14 protein-coding genes and 1 pseudogene are annotated in these 15,872 nt (G+C 72.4%); 7 read left to right on the plus strand and 8 right to left on the minus strand.

From position 1 onward, the window contains the following. The coding region (locus AC1DU4_RS24615; RefSeq protein ID WP_477844351.1) for a PspC domain-containing protein at window positions 1-628 on the minus strand (628 nt) is incomplete at its 3' end. A 142-nt stretch (window positions 629-770) separates the two neighbouring features. On the opposite strand from AC1DU4_RS24615, the gene AC1DU4_RS24620 reads away from it, so the two are divergent. Together AC1DU4_RS24620 and AC1DU4_RS24625 are read left to right on the plus strand one after the other, a co-directional pair. Continuing rightward, window positions 771-2,132 (plus strand): ATP-binding protein, encoded by a 1,362-nt coding sequence (locus AC1DU4_RS24620; protein ID WP_477844353.1) that lies wholly within the window; start codon window positions 771-773, stop codon window positions 2,130-2,132. Next, window positions 2,129-2,785 (plus strand): response regulator, encoded by a 657-nt coding sequence (locus tag AC1DU4_RS24625; protein ID WP_072843749.1) that lies wholly within the window; start codon window positions 2,129-2,131, stop codon window positions 2,783-2,785. Before AC1DU4_RS24620 ends, AC1DU4_RS24625 begins: the two co-directional genes overlap by 4 nt. Before the next feature lie 58 nt (window positions 2,786-2,843). On the opposite strand, the gene AC1DU4_RS24630 is transcribed toward AC1DU4_RS24625, so the two are convergent. Beyond that, window positions 2,844-4,034, minus strand: a complete 1,191-nt coding sequence (locus tag AC1DU4_RS24630) for a serine/threonine-protein kinase (RefSeq protein ID WP_477844355.1) — start codon at window positions 4,032-4,034, stop codon at window positions 2,844-2,846. A 242-nt stretch (window positions 4,035-4,276) separates the two neighbouring features. Here AC1DU4_RS24630 and AC1DU4_RS24635 point away from each other — a divergent pair, with 242 nt between their 5' ends. The 4 genes from AC1DU4_RS24635 to AC1DU4_RS24650 are packed head-to-tail and all read left to right on the plus strand — an operon-like array spanning window position 4,277 to window position 9,684. Further along, window positions 4,277-5,119, plus strand: coding sequence for a hypothetical protein (locus tag AC1DU4_RS24635; RefSeq protein ID WP_477844371.1), 843 nt, complete (start codon window positions 4,277-4,279; stop codon window positions 5,117-5,119). Further along, on the plus strand, window positions 5,116-6,693 hold the full coding sequence (locus AC1DU4_RS24640) for a DNA polymerase Y family protein (RefSeq protein WP_477844357.1): 1,578 nt from the start codon (window positions 5,116-5,118) through the stop codon (window positions 6,691-6,693). The genes AC1DU4_RS24635 and AC1DU4_RS24640 overlap by 4 nt, the downstream gene beginning before the upstream one ends. Before the next feature lie 60 nt (window positions 6,694-6,753). Then, complete coding sequence (locus AC1DU4_RS24645; RefSeq protein WP_477844359.1) at window positions 6,754-8,886, plus strand: copper-translocating P-type ATPase; 2,133 nt, start codon at window positions 6,754-6,756, stop codon at window positions 8,884-8,886. 45 nt (window positions 8,887-8,931) lie between these two features. Beyond that, complete coding sequence (locus tag AC1DU4_RS24650) at window positions 8,932-9,684, plus strand: alpha/beta fold hydrolase (protein ID WP_477844360.1); 753 nt, start codon at window positions 8,932-8,934, stop codon at window positions 9,682-9,684. A 10-nt stretch (window positions 9,685-9,694) separates the two neighbouring features. On the opposite strand, the gene AC1DU4_RS24655 is transcribed toward AC1DU4_RS24650, so the two are convergent. From AC1DU4_RS24655 to AC1DU4_RS24665, 3 genes and pseudogenes are all read right to left on the minus strand, one after another. Continuing rightward, a complete protein-coding gene (locus AC1DU4_RS24655; RefSeq protein WP_477844362.1) occupies window positions 9,695-10,264 on the minus strand; it encodes a hypothetical protein in 570 nt (189 codons plus the stop codon). Window positions 10,265-10,325: 61 nt separating this feature from the next. Beyond that, a pseudogene (locus AC1DU4_RS24660) lies at window positions 10,326-11,051 on the minus strand (adenylate/guanylate cyclase domain-containing protein); the annotation flags it as partial. Between the two features lie 257 nt (window positions 11,052-11,308). Next, window positions 11,309-12,937, minus strand: coding sequence for a LuxR C-terminal-related transcriptional regulator (locus AC1DU4_RS24665; RefSeq protein WP_477844364.1), 1,629 nt, complete (start codon window positions 12,935-12,937; stop codon window positions 11,309-11,311). 270 nt (window positions 12,938-13,207) lie between these two features. Here AC1DU4_RS24665 and AC1DU4_RS24670 point away from each other — a divergent pair, with 270 nt between their 5' ends. Then, a complete protein-coding gene (locus AC1DU4_RS24670; RefSeq protein WP_477844373.1) occupies window positions 13,208-13,729 on the plus strand; it encodes a nitroreductase family deazaflavin-dependent oxidoreductase in 522 nt (173 codons plus the stop codon). Window positions 13,730-13,828: 99 nt separating this feature from the next. On the opposite strand, the gene AC1DU4_RS24675 is transcribed toward AC1DU4_RS24670, so the two are convergent. The 3 genes from AC1DU4_RS24675 to AC1DU4_RS24685 all read right to left on the minus strand — a co-directional run. Beyond that, on the minus strand, window positions 13,829-14,215 hold the full coding sequence (locus tag AC1DU4_RS24675) for a carboxymuconolactone decarboxylase family protein (RefSeq protein WP_477844365.1): 387 nt from the start codon (window positions 14,213-14,215) through the stop codon (window positions 13,829-13,831). A gap of 32 nt (window positions 14,216-14,247) precedes the next feature. Further along, the gene (locus AC1DU4_RS24680; protein WP_477844367.1) at window positions 14,248-15,582 is read right to left on the minus strand and encodes an MFS transporter; all 1,335 of its coding nucleotides are present in this window, start codon (window positions 15,580-15,582) and stop codon (window positions 14,248-14,250) included. 59 nt (window positions 15,583-15,641) lie between these two features. Next, the coding region (locus AC1DU4_RS24685) for a 3-keto-5-aminohexanoate cleavage protein (RefSeq protein WP_477844369.1) at window positions 15,642-15,872 on the minus strand (231 nt) is incomplete at its 5' end.

The raw sequence follows: 15,872 nt of genomic DNA on the forward strand, positions 1-15,872 counted from the left end.
CGGCAGGGGCGCCGGCCTCGGGCGCGGGCGGAGCGGGTGGCGTGGCCTTGAATCCGGGCGTCGGCTCGTAGGTCTTGGGCAGCGTCGCGTACGCCCCCGGGGCGGTGTACCCGCCGAACCAGGACGGGTACCCGGTGCCGGGGTAGCCGCTGGCCGGCGGCGCCGCGAAGGCGTCCGGGACCACCCCGGCCGGCAGCGGCGGCGGCACCGGCCTGCGCTGGTGCAGCAGCCACAGCCCGCCGAGCATCAGCGCCAGGCTGACCAGCCCGGACCCGCCGAGGCCGACGCCGACCGGGCCGAGGGTGCTCATCGCGATGACCAGTGCCACCGCCAGCACCACCGTCCGGGTGCCGGACTCCGAGCTGTGGCCCCGGCCGACCAGCGACTCCGCGGCCGAGGCCTGGTCGCCGGCCCGCGGCAGCAGCAGCCAGCAGGCGAGGTAGAGGACGATGCCGACGCCGCCGAAGATGGTGGACACCGCGAACGCGACCCGCACCAGCACCGGGTCCACTCCGTAGCGGTGGCCGATGCCGGCGGCGACACCGGCGATCGGGCCCCGGCTCGGCAAGCGCACCGGCCGGGTACGCCACAACTCCTGCAGTTGTTCGGGGAAGCTCGGATTGCTCATGCGACCATCGTGGCCCGGCCGGGCCCGGCGGCGCATCGGGACAAACCCTGATCTTTGCCGTCGTCCGCGGGCCGAGAGGGGCGGGGGAGATCAGGGTCCACCCTGATGCGCCGGGGCGTCGCCACGTGCCACCATCGACGGTGTGCAGCCCCTCTTCCGTGCCTACCCACCGGACCCGGCCCTCACTCCCCGGCTCGAGCGCCGGGCAGGTGGCCGGGTGGTCGGCGGCGTCGCGGGCGGGATCGCAGACCACCTCGGCGTCGACGTCCTCAAGGTTCGGCTGGCGTTCGTGTTCCTGGGTGTGCTCGCCGGTGCGGGCATCGTCGCGTACGGACTGCTGTGGATCTTCACCCCCGCGGGCACGGACACCGAGCGGCCCAGTCACACCGAGCGCCAGCGCGCGTTGGGGCTGGCGGTCATCGGCCTCGCCCTGTCGGCGGGGCTGACCTGGCTGCTGAGCGGCACCGCCGCCTCGGTGATCGCGCCGGTGATCGTGGTCGCGATCGGCGCGGCGTTCGTGTGGCGGGAGTTCGACTCCGACGGGCCACGGTCGGCGATCGGGCTGCCGCAGCGGCCCACGGTGCTCACCTGGGCGCGGGTGCTCGGCGGCGCCACCCTCATCGTGTTCGGGCTCGGCGTGGTGGTGCTCGCGCGCGTCGACCTGGAGTCGCTGCGCTCGTCGTTGCTGGCGGTGGTGGTCACGTTGATCGGGGCCGGGCTGCTGACCGTGCCGCTCTGGCTGCGGATGTGGCGGGCCCTGGGCGAGGAACGCAGCGCCCGGATCCGGAACGAGGAGCGCGAGGAGATCGCCTCGCACCTGCACGACTCGGTGCTGCAGACACTGGCGCTGATCCAGAAGCAGGCGGACCGGCCGCAGGAGGTCATGCGGTTGGCCCGCGGTCAGGAACGGGAGCTGCGCAAGTGGCTCTTCGACGGCGGGGACGCCGCGCACGCCAGCCTGGCCGAGGCGCTGCGCACCATCGCGGGCGAGGTCGAGGACCAGCACGGCATGACGGTGCGGCCGGTGACGGTGGGGGACGTGCGTCTCGACGTGGACGAGGCCGAGTCGGGTCTGTCCAAGGAGAGTTTCACCGCACTGCTCGGTGCCACCCGTGAGGCACTGGTCAACGCGGCCAAGCACTCCGGCGAGACCAATGTCGACCTGTTCGCCGAGGCGGAGGCCGACGAGGTGAATGTGTTCGTGCGTGACCGCGGTACCGGGTTCGACCCCTCCGCGGTGCCGGAGGACCGACAGGGTCTGACGAAGTCGATCCGGGCACGGGTGGAGCGCCGGGGCGGGCAGGTCGAGGTGCACTCGGCCCCCGGACGCGGAACGGAGATCCGGATTCGGATGCCCCGCAACGGGAACGGGAGCGGGACGGGCGCCGCAGCAGAGCCGGTCCAGGAGGACGACGCGACCGTCATAGAGTGGTCACAACAGTCGACGCGGCCCCCTGCCGATCCCGTCCACGCCCACCCCAGCACAGAGGAGCAGCCCAGGTGACATCCGCCGGAACCGTGTACCGCGTCTTCCTTGTCGACGACCATGCCGTGTTCCGGTCCGGGGTGCGCGCCGAACTCGGCTCGGAGTCGGACATCGAGGTGGTCGGCGAGGCGGGCGCGGTCGCGGAGGCGATCGCGGGGATCAACGCGTCCGCACCGGACGTGGTGCTCCTCGACGTGCACATGCCGGACGGCGGCGGGGTCGCGGTACTCGGCGGGATCGCGCCGGGCCCGGTGTGCCTGGCGCTCAGCGTGTCCGACGCCGCGGAGGACGTCATCGCGGTGATCCGGGCGGGCGCGCGCGGGTACGTCACGAAGACCATCTCGGGCGCGGAACTCGCGGACGGGGTGCGCCGGGTGGCCGGGGGTGACGCGGTGTTCGGCCCGAGGCTGGCCGGCTTCGTTCTCGACTCGTTCACCGGGCGGTCGACGGCGCCGGAGCCGCCGCTGGACCCGGAACTGGACTCGCTCACGCCGCGGGAGCTCGAGGTGCTGCGACTGCTGGCGCGTGGCTACACCTACCGCGAGATCGCCGAGACCCTGGTGATCTCGATCAAGACGGTGGAGACGCACGCATCCAACGTGCTGCGAAAGACCCAGCAGTCCAACCGGAATGCGCTCACCCGGTGGGCGCACCGGCGTCGGATCGAGTGACGGCGACCTCACCAGGTGCGGCGAGCCAAGACGATTCGCCAGGTGGTGCCGGGGTGAGTCACATCCGGGTCAGGGCGAGGATCACCACGGCGACGACGGCGAGCGCGACGCACAGCAGCACGATGGCGACGGCCATCGGGACGGCCGAGTGGGCCGGCGCCACCGGCAGGTGGCCGGGGGCCTCGGGCACCCGGGGTCCGGGGCGGGGCACCCGGTCCAGCGGGACGCTCTGGTGCGCGGCGGGCAGTCCGGTGACGGTGCTCGACGGCAGGCGGTTCGCGCGCCGGACCGGCCCGCTGGCCGCCGACCGCCGCGCCCAGAACGGCACCGTGCCGTCCGGTTCGAGCAGGGGCGCGTCGAGGACGTAGCCGATGCTGCCGCCGCTGCCCGCGGCGATGTGGGCCAACAGGTCCCGGGCCTGCGCCATGGTGGGGCGCCGTGCCGGGTCGGGTTCGAGCATCAGCAGCAGTGCGTCGGTGAGGTCGCCGCTGTGCACCGGCCGCATGATCTCGGCCTTGGCGACCTTGTGCAGCAGGGCGATCGAGTTCTCGTCGATGCCGAACGGGGGCTGCCCCTCGGTGGCGGTGTACAGCGTGGCGCCGAGCGAGAACACGTCGGAGGCCTCGGTGGGGTCCTCGCCGCGGGCGACCTCCGGCGCGAAGTAGGCGGGGGTGCCGGTGATCACACCGGTCTGGGTCACGTGCGGGTCGCCCTTGGCGCGGGAGATGCCGAAGTCGCTGATCTTCACGGTGCCCGCGGCGCGGCCGCGGTCGGCGATCAGGATGTTGCCGGGCTTGATGTCGCGGTGCACGATGCCGGCGGCGTGGGCCTGGGACAGCGCGTCCGCCACCTGGGCGCCGATCTGGGCGACCTGCAGCGGCGGCAGGGCCTCGGTCACGTTGAGGGCCTGCGCCAGGCTGCGCGAGGGCAGGTACTCCATGACCAGCCAGGGCTCACCGCCCTCGAGGGCCACGTCGTACATGGCGATGGAATGGTCGTGGGAGAGCCTGGCCGCGATCCGGCCCTCACGCATCGCGCGGGCGCGGACGTCGCGGGCGGCTTCCTCGGTGAGCCCGGCGGTGGAGATGACCTGCTTGATGGCGACCTCGCGGTCGAGCAGGGTGTCGCGGGCGAGCCAGACCGAACCCATGCCGCCGCCGCCGAGCTTGGCGCTCAGGCGGTACCGACCGGCCACCAGATAGTCCGGTCCGACGATCCGCTGCTCCCGCTCCTGCTCCTGCTCCGCCACACCGTGAGGGTAGTGGACGTTGCCGACGGTGCAGCCAGTCCGAACGGTGAGCTGCGTCTCGTGGCCGACGCGGACCGGCTCGGTTGCCTTGACGTCGACGGACGGAGTGGGCTTTACTGGGTTTGATCGAAAGAGTGTTCGATTTCTGCGTCTTCCCCGCGGGTGTCGTCCGGCGTACGTCGGCGGAGGGAGCTGTGGTGGTGGAGTCAGGCGCGGTGTTGTCGGGTTCGGTGCCGACGGATTTGGCTGCGACGGATTCGGTTCCGGCGGCTGGGGTCGACTCGGTCGTGGGGCTGTCCCGGTCGGAGCGGCTCGAGCAGCTCCGCCGCCAGATCGCCGCGGTGCCCGCACGTGGCGAGGCGGTGGCCCGCCCGGCCCGGCCCTGGGGCGGTGCCGGGCAACCGGGCCGGGCCGTACCGGGCACCCGGGTCACGCCCGACGAGGGCCGCGGTCGACCGGTGCTGCCGGTGCCGCCCGCGCTGGCCAGGCTGTTGCCCGGCGGCGGGCTCGCGCGCGGCTCGGTGGTCTCGGTGTCCGGTGCGGGTTCGCTGCTGTCGGGCCTGCTGGCCGCGGTGACCGAGTCGGGCGGGCATGCGGCGGTGATCGGACTGCCCCGGCTGGGCCTGCTGTCCGCCGTCGAGATGGGCGCCGAGCTGGGCCGGCTGGCGGTGATCCCGGACCCGGGGCCGGATCCGGTCGAGGTGGCGGCGGTCCTCCTCGACGGCATGGACCTGGTGGTGCTGGGGCTCGGCGGGCTGGCGGTGCCGCCCTCGCGGACGCGGGCGATCGTGGCCCGGGCCCGGAGCAAGGGCGCCACGCTGGTGGTGACGGACGGGCACTGGGGCGGCGCCGAGGTGCGGTTGGCGGCCGCGGTGCGCGGCTACCAGGGTCTGGGGGAGTCGGGTCGCGGGCGGCTGTACGGGCTGCGGCTGGCGGTCACCGTGGAGGGCCGGGCCTTCCAGGCCCGCACCGCCCGGCTGGACCTGCGTCCGGTCCGCGGCCGGGTGGAATGGGTGCCGGAGGAGGTCGCCGTCGCGGCGCGTGCCGGGGCAGGGCCGCTCGAACTCGGAAGCGGTGTCGCATGAGTGCCGGGATCGTGTCGAGTCCGGCCCGGGTGCTGGCGTTGTGGTGTCCGGACTGGCCGGCGGTCGCCGCCGCCGCGGTGGCGGACCTGGCTCCGGCCGAACCGGTCGCGGTGCTGTCGGGCAACCGGGTGATCGCGTGTTCGGCGCCGGCCCGCGCCGAGGGGGTCCGCCGGGGGCTGCGCAGGCGCGAGGCGCAGGGGCGCTGCCTGCGGCTGCACGTGTTCGCCGCGGACCCCGGCCGCGACGCCCGACTGTTCGAGCCGGTGGCCGCGGCCGTCGACGCGGCGGCACCCGGGGTGGAGGTGCTGCGCCCGGGGCTGCTGGTGCTCGCCGCGCGCGGGGTGAGTCGCTACTTCGGTTCCGAGGAGTCCGCCGCGGAACGGCTGGTCGACGAGGCCGCGGCGGCCGGGGTGGAGTGTCAGGTGGGGGTGGCGGACGAGCTCTCCACCGCCGTGATCGCGGCCCGCCGGGCGGTGCTGGTCCCACCCGGCGGGGGCGCCCGGTTCCTGGCGCCGATGCCGGTGTCCGAGTTGGCCGCCGAGCCCGCCCTGTCCGCGCCCGAACGTGCAGACCTGGTGGACCTGCTGCGCCGGCTGGGCCTGCGCACCATCGGCGACTTCGCGGCCCTGGCCCCGGTGGCGGTGGCGTCCCGTTTCGGTGCCGACGCCGTGCTGGCCCACCGCAGCGCGCGCGGGGAGCCGGAGCGTCCGCCCTCGGCGCGGCCGTTGCCGCCGGACCTCGCGGTCGAGCACCGCCCGGACCCGCCTCTCGACCGGGTGGACGCGGCGGCCTTCGCGGCGCGGGCGTTGGCGGAGCGGCTGCACGCCCGGCTGGCCGCCGCGGGGGTGGCCTGCACCCGTCTGCTGGTGCATGCGAGTGCCGGTAACGGAGAACATCTTTCGCGAACCTGGCGCTGCGCGGAGCCACTGACCCCGGAGGGCACGGCGGATCGAGTGCGCTGGCAGCTGGACGGCTGGCTCACCGGCCGCAGTGAGTCCCGGCCGACCGCGGGAATCGAGGTGCTACGGCTCGAGCCGGTGGAGGTGGTGGCGGCCGGGGCGCTGCAGCTGGGGTTGTGGGGCGGGGTCGGTGCGCAGGACGAGCGGGCCCGCCGCGCGCTGGTCCGGGTCCAGGGACTACTCGGCGGCGATGCGGTGCAGGTGGGCGTGCTCAGCGGCGGCCGGGGTCCGGGGGAACGGGTCACCCTGCTGCCGCTGGGCGACGAGCTGGTGCCCGCGGCGGACCCCGCGGCGCCGTGGCCCGGTCGGCTGCCCGAACCCGCGCCCTCCGCGGTGCTGGCGGGCCGTCCGGCGGTGACGCTCGAGGACGCGGCCGGCGACGCGGTGTGGGTCACCGAGCGGGGTGCCTTCAGTGCGTCGCCGACGTTGCTGCGGTGGGGCAGGCGGAGCTGGCAGCTGCGGGGCTGGGCGGGCCCGTGGCTGCTCGACGAGCGGTGGTGGGACCCGGCGCAGTCGCGGCGCTCGGCCCGGGCGCAGGTGCTGCTGGACGAGCCGAAGGCGCTGCTGCTGATCTTCGTCGGCGCGAGCTGGGCCGTCGAGGGGGTGTACGAGTGAGGACGTCGCCCGCAGCTCCACGCCTGCGATCCATACCCCTAGGGGGTAAACTTTGCGGGCATGGACGCCGAGCGCGAGATGCACACGGACCACCCGGACGCCGAGGCCCCCGAGGGGAAGGACCACGGCGGGCACCCGTCCGGTCACGACCAGCACGGCGGTCACGACCAGCACGGCGCCGGGCACGGCGACCACGTCGCCCAGTTCCGGCGGCTGTTCTGGGTGATGCTGGTGCTCGCGGTGCCGGTGGTCCTGGCCAACGCGATGTTCGCGGACCTGGTCGGCTACTCCCTGCCCGCCGGCTCGGCGATCACCTGGGTCTCGCCGCTGCTCGGCACGGTCATGTACCTGTGGGGCGGCCGGCCGTTCCTGTCCGGCGCGGTCGCCGAGATCCGGGCCCGCCAGCCCGGCATGATGCTGCTGATCGCGCTGGCCATCACCGTTGCGTTCGTCGCCTCCTGGGGTGCCAGCCTCGGCCTGCTCGCCCACGACCTCGACTTCTGGTGGGAACTCGCGCTTCTCATCGTGATCATGCTGCTCGGGCACTGGATCGAGATGCGATCCCTCGGCCAGGCGTCGAGCGCGCTCGAGTCCCTCGCCGCCCTGCTGCCGGACGAGGCCGAACGGGTCGAGGGCGACGAGACGGTGACCGTGTCGACCGCGGACCTGGCCGCGGGCGACCTGGTCGTCGTCCGGCCCGGTGGCCGGATTCCCGCGGACGGCACCGTCGTCGACGGTGCCGCCGACGTGGACGAGTCGATGATCACGGGGGAGTCGCTGGCGGTGCGGCGCGAGGCGGGGGACCGGGTGGTCGCCGGCACCGTCAGCACCGACTCGGCGCTGCGGGTCCGCGTCACCGCGGTCGGCGACGACACCGCGCTCGCCGGCATCCGCCGTCTGGTCAGCGAGGCCCAGAACTCCTCCTCGCGCGCCCAGGTGCTCGCCGACCGCGCCGCGGCCTGGCTGTTCTGGTTCGCCCTCGGGGCCGCGCTGATCACCGCGGCGGTCTGGCTGATCCTCGGCGCCCCCGAGGACGCGGTCACCCGCACCATCACGGTCCTCGTCATCGCCTGCCCGCACGCGCTGGGTCTGGCCATCCCGCTGGTGGTGTCCATCGCGACCGAGCGGGCGGCCCGGGCCGGGGTGCTGATCACCGACCGTCGGGCGCTCGAGTCGATGCGCACCGTCGACGCGGTGCTCTTCGACAAGACGGGCACCCTCACCAAGGGCAGCCCCGCCCTCGTCGCCGCGGCCGGTGCCGGCGCGGTGGGCGAGGACGAGGCGGTCGCCCTGGCGGCCTCCGTCGAGCGCGACAGCGAGCACCCGCTCGGCCGGGCCATCGTGGCGGCCGCCGAACACCGTGGACTCACCGTGCCCGTTGCCGACGCGTTCCGCGCGCACAACGGCGTGGGCGTCACCGGCACCGTCGCCGGGGCGGAGGTCGGCGTCGGCGGACCGAAGATGCTTGCCGACCGCGGGCTGGACGCACTGCCCCAGACCCGCGACTGGGCTGCGCAGGGGTCGACGGTGCTGCACGTGATCCGCGACGGCGTCGTCGTCGGGGCGGTCGCGCTGGCCGACGAGATCCGCCCGGAGTCAGAGCAGGCCATCGATGCCCTGCACCAGCGGGGCGTGCACGTCGCGATGATCACCGGCGATGCCGAGGCGGTGGCGCGGTCGGTGGCGCGTCGGTTGGGGATCGTGGCGAGCGGAGCGACGGGGAATGTTGCGGACGAGGTGTTCGCCGGGGTGCTGCCGCAGGACAAGGGTGCGAAGGTCAAGGAGCTGCAGTCCGCCGGCCGCAAGGTCGCCATGGTCGGCGACGGCGTCAACGACGCCCCGGCGCTGGCCCAGGCGGACGTCGGGATCGCCATCGGCGCCGGCACCGACGTGGCCATCGCCTCCGCCGGGGTGGTGCTGGCCAGCGACGACCCGCGTTCGGTGCTGTCGGTGATCGAACTCTCCCGCGCCACCTACCGCAAGATGATCCAGAACCTCACCTGGGCGGCCGGATACAACGTGATCGCGGTGCCGCTCGCCGCGGGCGTCCTGGCGCCCTGGGGTTTCACCCTCCCGATGGAGGTCGGTGCCCTGCTGATGTCCGCGTCGACGGTGGTGGTGGCGGTCAACGCCCAACTGCTCCGGCGGCTGGACCTGCGTCCCGAGGCGATCCTGGGCACGCCCGCTCGGTAGCCTCGCTGCGCGAGGACCAGTGAACGGCGCGAAGGGCGGTAACCGATGGTGACGACGGCTGTGGCCACCACGGTCGACGGGCTCGAGATCTCCTACCGGGACTCCGGCGGCCCGGACGCCGTGCCGGTGCTGCTGGTGCACGGCATGGGCGGCGACAGCCGCACCTGGGACCGGTTCGCCAGGACCCTGGCGCAGGGCGGTCGTCGCGTGATCGCCGTCGACCTGCGCGGCCACGGGCGCAGCGCGCACGCGCCGTCGTACCTGTTCGACGAGTTCGGCGACGACCTGCTCACGCTGTGCGAGCACCTGGCACTCGACGAGGTGGACGTGGTCGGGCACTCGCTCGGCGGGCACTGCGCGAGCCTGCTCGCCCAGTCGCGTCCCGGGCTGGTGCGGCGGCTGGTGCTCGAGGAGACGCCGCTGCCGCTGCGCCCGGGCGAGACCGTTGGGCCGATGTCCGGCCGGCTGCCGACACCGGTCGAACTGTGGCACGCGACCACCAGCCTGCTGCGTCATCCTCGGGCGGCGCTGGCCTTCGACCGGTCCATGACCCGCAGCGCGCTGGCCCAGTTCCACCAGCCGAACCCCGCCTGGTGGGACCGGCTGCCGCGGATCGCGGCGCCGACGCTGGTGGTCTGCGGGGGACCGTCCGGCATGGTGCATCCCGGCAGGCTGACCGCGGCGGCCGCGGCGATCCCGAACTGCCGGGTGGTGACCATCGAGGTGGGGCACAGCGTGCACCGTGACCGGCCGAACCAGTTCGAGGCCGTGGTCGCGGCGTTCCTCGCCGGCGAGTGAACAGCCCGCGTCACCAGCCCGCGCTGAACGAGTACCAGGGCCCGCGCAGGTGCCACACCCGCACGCCCTCGCCGACTGGGTCGGGCGTGGTGGGCTCCCCGTTCGGCAGGTAGGCCACGCCGTCGTCGTTCAGGAAGCCGCTGGCGGGGACGACGAAGTAGACGTTGTCGCCGTGCATGCGTACGCCACCGACGTCGTAGCTGCCGATCCGGCGCTCCCGCCCGGAGTCGGTGCCGGCCCGGATCTCGTCGACGGCGGCCGAGAAGTCGCCCGCCGCGAGGGACCACCGCGCCTGCAGCGGCGCGTCGAACACCGCCAGTGCGGCACTGACCACCGCGACGGCCGGCACCGCGAGCAGCCAGGCCGACCAGGTCTTGGTCTGCACCAGGAACGCGGCGGTCCGGGTCAGCCAGCAGGCCGCGATCACCACGGTCGGCCAGAAACACCCGAGCACCAGGATCCACCCGTTGGGGGTGGGGTAGCTCAGCGCCCACAGGCCCGCCAGGCACACCGCGACCGTGGCGGCCAGCAGCGCCCAACCCGGAGGACGGTCCCAGAACGCCGACCACCACTGCCGCATCGAACCTCCCCGCCGCGTGACCCCGTCGCCGGGCGGGTCTTGCCCGCGAGGCCCGTCGAGGCTAGCCCGAGTCGGCCGCCCGCACGGCAGCTCGACTCCGTGAAAGGTCGAGTTCGAGTACGGGTTCGGCCAGGAGGGTCGGCTCGGTGCGCCCCCGCAGCGTCACGCTCCGGACCGGCATCCAGCGTTGCGATTCGTCCCAGGCCGCGGCGGTGAGGGCGTGCCCCGACGCGAGGGCGCGGCACTCGCAGGTCTTCGCGACCTCGGTGAGCCGGGCGGCCTCGTTGACGGGATCGCCGATGACGGTGTACTCGTACCGCTGTTCGGCTCCGATGTTCCCCGCGAACACCTCGCCGAATGAGACGCCTATACCGAAGTCGATCGCGTCCAGCGCGCGAAGAGTGGGCCGCAGTTCCCGGGCCGTCGCGAGCGCGGATCCTGCCGGGTCGGCGACGGGCCTCGGGGCACCGAAGACCGCCAGGGCGGCATCGCCCTGGAACTTGTTGACGAAACCGTGGTGCCGTTCGACCGTCGCGACCACGATCCGAAAGAACGCGTTGAGCACGGTCGCCACCTCGTCCGGCGGCCGGGTCGCCGCCAGGTTCGTGGAGCCGACGACATCGATGAAGAGAACCGCGGCCTGGGTGACCTCGCCGCCGGCCAACCCGTCGCGGTCGGGCAGCGCGTCGTGTTCGAGTGCGCGGTGGGCGACGTCGCGGCCGACGTGTCGGCAGAGCAGGTCGCGTAGGCGTTCGCGCTCGGCCCGTCCCGCCGTGATCTCGTTGAATCTCGCCGCCTCGCCCACGCGGAGGGGATTCGAGCGTGGGACAGGACCGGCCGCCGGCCGACTACGCGTTTCACGTCCCACTCGCATCCGGACGCCGAGCATTCGGACGCCGCGGCGGCGTGGCGGTTCGAGTCCCATCGACATGATCCGACGGTAGGTCGCCGGTCGCCATCGACGCATCGGGCGATCGTCGCATCCGCCCGCCGCCCGAAGCAGCTCTCGTGGGTACTTCGACCCACCCTGGACGACGACCGGCATCAGTCCAGGCCGTGGCGGCACGAATAGGCGGTCGCTGCGGCGCGAGTGGTGACGCCTATCTTGCCGAAGATGTTGCTCAGATGCCGCGCGACGGTCTTCTTGCTCAGCGACAGACTCGCAGCGACCTCCTGATTCGTCAGTCCGGCGGCGACGAGTCGCATCACCTCGACCTCCCGGACGCTGAGCCCGTCCGGGAGTGGTGTCGGTTCTCGTGCACGTCCGAGTAGTTCGTCGATGTGCGTCAGGTCGGGTGACGCGCCCAGGCGGCTGAACACCGCACGACAGGTGTCCCATTCGAGGCGCGCGGTGTCCTCGTCGCCGATCGCACGGCAGGCCAGTCCGATCAGCTGGTGGCTTCGCGCGGCCTCGTACGGCATGTCGAGGTCCGCCCAGGTTCGTGCGGCGGCTCGTAGGTCGGGCAGCGCACCGGCCGGGTCGCCTTCGGTCAGCCGCAGGGCACCGGCGACCTGTAGCGCTGAGGCCCGGACGGCCGGCGGGGCGTCGACCATGGCGGCGAGTTCGTCGGCTGCCGCGCGTGCGAGTTCCAGGTTCCCCGCGGCCGCCGCGATTTCTGCCTGCGCCGGGAGCAGTTTCGCCCTGGCGAGGCGGTTCGAGGGATGTTCGGCCAGCGAGCGGGCGAGCCCGGCAGCGGCGGCGTCGGCTCGGCCCTGCGCGGCCCGCAGCAGGGCCATCCCGGGCTGAACGTCCCAGCCGTAGCTGCCGGCCCGCCCGAACGCCTCCTCCGCGGCGGGTAGGTCACCGGTCAGCCGCCGGATCTCGCCGATCTGGTACCACGCCTGTCCCGCGTCCATGGCAACGGTGCCGTTCTGCCCCGTGCATGCCTGCCGCGCTTCGCGTTCGGCATCCGACCATGCTCCGTGCAGGCGCATGATCCGGGATCGGTGCATCCGGCACGAGCCGGAGAATGCGGTGCCGCCGTGCTGCGTGCGCAGCCACTTCTCGAATGCGGACGTCCATGCGCTGGCGCGCTCGAAGTCCGACATGTAGTCGCACATGTTGATCGAGCTGCAGTAGATCCACCAGGAGCTGGTTGTGTTCACCTCCCGGGTGGTGACCGCCACCATCGCGTCGTCGAGTAGTGCCGTTCCGCCCGACACGTCACCGAGCGCAACGAGGGCGCGGCCCGCCTGGTGCAGGCCGAGGTTCACCAGGTCGGGATCTGCGAAGTGGGTGCCGATCCGGGTCGCGTTGCGCGCCAGCTCGAGCGAACCCGCAGCGTCTCCGCCCTGAAAATTTGCCTCGGCCTCGGCGACGCAGACGTAGCCGTGTGCTGCGCTCTCGGGCTCGTCGTGCAAGAGGCGCTGTGCGCGGGCGAGCCAACCCATGGCGGGAGGCACGTCACCGCGCAGCATCAACACGAGGTGGATCCGGACCGCGCACATCGCAGCACCGCAGTTGTCGCCATGGCGCAGCCGGTCGGTGTAGATCCGGCCGTGTGCCCGCACGCTCTCCTCGGTCCTGCCGGTGAAGTGTGCAGACTCGGCGAGCGCCTCGAGATCGTCCGGATCCAGGGCCGCCGACTCGTCCGCGCGACACAGCGAGGCGTACGCCTCGTCCCAGACATGCTCTCGGTACGCGGTACGGCCGCGCGCGAGTTCGTCGACCATGACTACGACGTTTCACCGCCTGCCGCGTGATCACAAGAGGTCGCCCGGCCGAACGCGGCGAGCGGTGACACCATCGCTGATCGGGCGCCGGTGGGTCGAACTGCCCATTGCCGCCGGTTCCTGCGGCGAAAGATACGACCATTGCCCGATGCGGCGGGACGACGGGCTTCCTAAGGTTGAATCATGTCTTCACGCGTTCCTGCGCCGGACCCTCGTCGCCGCGCGCCTGATGTGGAGGTGGGCGGTCGTCGACGGCACACGGTGCGCCGGGTGCCGTTGCGCTACGTCGATCCGACGAACAGCCATGGGCGCCTGTACCGGCTCTCCGAGCTTTTCGGGCGGACGCGGGCGGGACAGGCCTTCGCGCGCCACGTTGTCGTCCGCAGCGACCCGTGGCTGGACCGGGTTACGGGCGGCCGCCTGACCTGGGAGTTGGGGCAGATCCCGTCGGCGACGCTCGAGACCACCGGCGCCAAGTCGGGTCTACCCCGTGCGGTGCAGGTCACCTACTTCCACGACGGGCGTGACGTGGTCGTGGTCGCCTCGAATTTCGGTGGAACGAAACACCCGCAGTGGTATCGCAACCTGGTCGCGCACCCCGAATGCGAATTCGGCGGCGAGGGATTTGTGGCGACCGAGGTCACCGACTCCGAAGAGTACGAACGCCTGTACGCGCTCGCCGTGCAGGTCTATGCCGGGTGGGGTGACTATCGCGCCAAGACGACGAAGATCGGTCGTCGGATCCCGGTCGTCCGGCTCGAACCGCGCCGGCCCGCGCTTCGCGCCGACTGAACGGAACCCACGCCGCGACCGAAGAACGACGCTGACACGCCTGTGCGGCACCACGGAAGAACGTGGTGCCGCACAGGCGCGATCGGGTTGGAGCCGTATCTAGGCGGCCGCCTGACGTTCCTTGTGTGCCGCCATCTCCTCGACGAGGATCGGCACCCCCATGTTGCAGGAGTGGATGCCGACGACGGTGGCGAGCTTGAGCACCTCGAGGATCTCCTCGGGCGTCACCCCGATGTCCAGGGCTGCCTGGATGTGGCGCCGGGTACCGGGCGCGTACATGTGGGTGGCGGAGGCGTCGACGGCGATGCACAGCAGCTGGATGACCTTCGGCGAGAGCACACCGCTCTGGTACGGCTGCATCGCCATCTTCATGTACAGCTCGGTCCACTCCGGGTCCATCTCGTGCAACCCGTCCCAGAGCGAGTTCCAGCCGCCACCGGCCTTCATCGCGTCCACCACGGGATAGCTGCTCTCGTTCTCGCTCATGATCTCTCCGTGTTTCGTAGCGTCGATCGGACTCAGTTGGCCGGTGCGGTGGGGGCTGCGTTCGCACGCAACTCAGCCAGCCGCCGCATCCCGGCCGGGTAGGAGCGCCTGCCCAGCACCAGCGCCGCGACCGCGGCGATGTAGACGAGCGGCGCCAGCCGCATGGCGTCGAGCAGGCCCAGGTGATCGGCCAGGATCCCGACGACGAAGGGGCCGAGGGCCAGTCCGAGGAGGTTGTTGGCCACGGTCAGGGTTCCCATGGCGGAGGCTCGGATCGAGGTGTGCGTGAGGTTGGCGACCATCGCGGCACTCGGACCGGAACACCCGGCGGAGAAGAACGCGCCGATCCCGAGCAGGACGAGCTGGGCGGTGCCGGTGCCGATGCTGAATCCCGCGGTCAGGAACACCAGCGAGATCAGGCAGTAGGCGATCGCCGAGGTCCACTTGGCGGCCGGGTCGTTGCGGCTCACCCGGTCGGTGATCATGCCGCACACGATCATGCCCGTACCCACCAGCAGGACGAACACCGAGGCGGCCACGCCGGCCTTGTCCGGAGCCAGGCCGTAGTACCGGTTGAAGAAGCTCGGCATCCAGGCCAGCAGGACCGCGGCGGTGAACATCTGCAGTCCGCCACCGAGGTAGACGAACAACACCGTGGGGTTGGTGAACAGGCTCGAGACGGGGGCTCGGAATCCGTCGGCCTCGAGTGCGGCGCCGGGAGTGGCGTCCTCGATGGCGTACCGCTTCAACCTCGCCTCGGTGACGACCACCCGGAAGACCGCGACCAGCAGGAGGCCGAAGACCGCCATCGCCGCGAACGACCAGCGCCAACTGAACTGGACCGCGATGAAGCCGCCGATGGCGACACCGATCACCGACCCGAACGACCCGCCGGCCATGAAGGCGCCGGCCAGTGCGGCATGGACGCGGGGCGCAAACACGCTGAGCACCAATGCGATACCGACGCTGCCGTAGGCCGCCTCACCGACCCCGACGAGGAAGCGGGCGCCGAGCATCTGCTCGTAGCTGGTGGCGATCGCGCACAGCAACGTCGCGACGCTCCACAGCACCGCCATCAGGATCAGGCTCTTGACCCGGCCCCAGCGGTCCGCCAGGAGCGAGAGGGGGAAGGTCAGCAGTCCGACCATCAGCGCGACGATGCTGCTCAGCGAGGCGAGGTGGGAGTCCGACAGGGACCACTCGGCCTTGAGGATCGGGAACACCGCGCTGAGGACCTGCCGGGACATGTAGTCCGACAGCAGCAGGCCGAATGCCAGGGCGAAGACCACCCACGGGTAGATCCGCCGCTTACGCGTGGGCGTGGAGGCTTCGGCGTGGCTCTCGATTGGTTGAGCTTGCAGCACCATTGCTATTCCTTGGTTCGTTTCGAGAAGACTTCAGGGGGTGTCGCGGGGCAGAGCTGCCCTTACGCGTGCTGCGTGAATCCGGTCTGGCCGGGCTTGCGGTTCGGCGCGTAACCCAGCTTCGCCAGGGTCTCGTCGGCGTCGGCGTAGGTCTCGCCGATGCGGTAGATGTCCCGGGCCTCCTTGGCGGTGGCCACCTCACGGCCCAGCTCGCCTGCGACGCGCACCAGCTGGCGGACCTGCTCGGCGGAGGTGATCTTGACCTCGCCGTTCGGGGCCCACAGGTTGTCCTC

The sequence above is a fragment of the Rhodococcus sp. P4_F5 genome, assembly GCF_056401315.1.